Source organism: Geobacillus sp. LYN3 (assembly GCF_003064505.1).
Taxonomy (GTDB): domain Bacteria; phylum Bacillota; class Bacilli; order Bacillales; family Anoxybacillaceae; genus Parageobacillus_B; species Parageobacillus_B toebii.
The window spans coordinates 445,062-446,808 of record NZ_QCWL01000001.1 but is presented as its reverse complement, the minus strand read 5'-3'; the positions used below and the strand labels follow the sequence as shown (position 1 = coordinate 446,808).

Here is a 1,747-nt window from a genome sequence, read left to right as displayed (position 1 = left end):
TTTACCAACTGTGGATAATTTGAAAATCCCTATTTTGACGAAAAACTTTGAAATATACTCTTCATAGCTGCTCTGCCATAAAAGGTGTTGACTTTTATCTTCAGTGATGTTATATTGAATGATGTCAGTACGGAGGAGTACCCAAGTCTGGCTGAAGGGGTCGGTCTTGAAAACCGAGAGGCGCCGCAAGGCGCGCGGGGGTTCGAATCCCTCCTCCTCCGCCATAAAGGAATTGAAAATACCAACGCGCATAAGTGGAGATTGTTATCCGAGACGATTCGTTACATTTTGTAACGAATTTTTATTTTTCCAAAGCAAAAAATAACCGCCTAATAGTGGCGGTTATTTTTTTATACGATAATACTCGTGAATAATCGTTGAAGCTTTTTTAATAATTGGTTCGATGGACTGCTCGTCTTCGACAATATCGTATTCGTTAATGTTTACGCGAAGAACTGGGCAAGCGTTAAATTCATTAATCCATTTCTCATAACGTTCATACATTTCCTTCCAATATGATATAGGTGTTTTCTGTTCCATTGGACGCCCGCGCTCACGAATGCGCTTCATCACTTCCTCAAAACTTCCTTCCAAATAAATAAGCAAATCAGGATGCGGGAAATACGGTGTCATGACCATCGCTTGAAATAAGCTTGTATATGTTTCGTAATCCACAGCTGTCATTGTTCCATTTTCAAAGTGCATTTTTGCAAAAATATGCGCGTCTTCGTAAATAGACCGATCTTGAACAAAGCCGCCGCCATATTCAAACATCCGCTTTTGTTCTTTAAACCGCTCCGCAAGAAAATAAATTTGTAAATGAAAACTCCAACGTTCAAAATTATCATAAAACTTGTCTAAATATGGATTTGTATCTACTTTTTCCAAGGAAGTGCGAAAATTTAGCGCTTTGGCTAATGCTTTTGTCATGGTTGATTTACCGACACCGACTGTTCCGGCAATCGTAATGATCGCGTTATCTGGAATACGATATTTTTCACGTAAGTTCATCGTTGCGAAACCCCTTTTACGACAGTTTTTACTCGTTCGAATATGTAATGTAAATCTTCTTCCCGTTGAACGAAATCGAGCAAGTCCCCGTTGAACCGAAGAACTGGAATATGTGGATTTGCTTGTTCGAATAGAGCAAACGCTTCTTCATAATCAGCGGCTAGCTGCTGTAAGTAGACCGGATCCATTCTTTTCTCAAAGTCGCGGCCGCGTTGATGAATGCGTGTTAATAGCGTTTCAAGGCTGGCATGTAAGTAAATGATCATATTAGGTTGAGGTAAACCATCTGTTAAAATATCATAAATTTTTATATATTTTTTATAATGATGTTCTTTTAACGTTCTTTTGGCGAAAATTACATTTTTCATAATATGGTAATCAGCAACAACTGGTTTTTTTTGTTGAAGAAAGTTACGATCAATTTCTTCTAATTGCTTATAACGATGGCAAAGGAAAAACATTTCCGTTTGGAAGCTCCATTCTTCGATATTTTCATAAAATTTCCCGAGAAATGGATTTTCATCGACGATTTCTTTCACTAAATGATAGCGGAAGTGTTCGGAAATCGCTTTTGCCAATGAAGTTTTCCCAACCCCAATCGGACCTTCTATCGCGATAAATGGAACCATTCCCATCTGTGCTCCCCCTTCTCCTTAGACAGATAAAATTTATCTTAATTAGGCGAGAAGACTCCCACTTCAACGAAGCGAAGCGGAGTAAGTGGGAGATGAATCGC

The 1,747-nt window shown here is 38.8% G+C and carries 2 protein-coding genes and 1 tRNA gene; 1 reads left to right on the top strand and 2 read right to left on the bottom strand.

Translation table 11 applies throughout. The annotated features are described in order from the left end of the window. Positions 1-131: 131 nt before the first annotated feature. Positions 132-224 (top strand) — tRNA-Ser (locus DCC82_RS02365). Positions 225-342: 118 nt separating this feature from the next. Here the strand turns inward: DCC82_RS02365 and DCC82_RS02360 are convergent. Together DCC82_RS02360 and DCC82_RS02355 are read right to left on the bottom strand one after the other, a co-directional pair. After that, a complete protein-coding gene (locus tag DCC82_RS02360) occupies positions 343-1,011 on the bottom strand; it encodes a deoxynucleoside kinase (protein ID WP_097353955.1) in 669 nt (222 codons plus the stop codon). Further along, positions 1,008-1,646 (bottom strand): deoxynucleoside kinase, encoded by a 639-nt coding sequence (locus tag DCC82_RS02355; protein WP_081189750.1) that lies wholly within the window; start codon positions 1,644-1,646, stop codon positions 1,008-1,010. The genes DCC82_RS02360 and DCC82_RS02355 overlap by 4 nt, the downstream gene beginning before the upstream one ends. Positions 1,647-1,747: the final 101 nt, after the last annotated feature.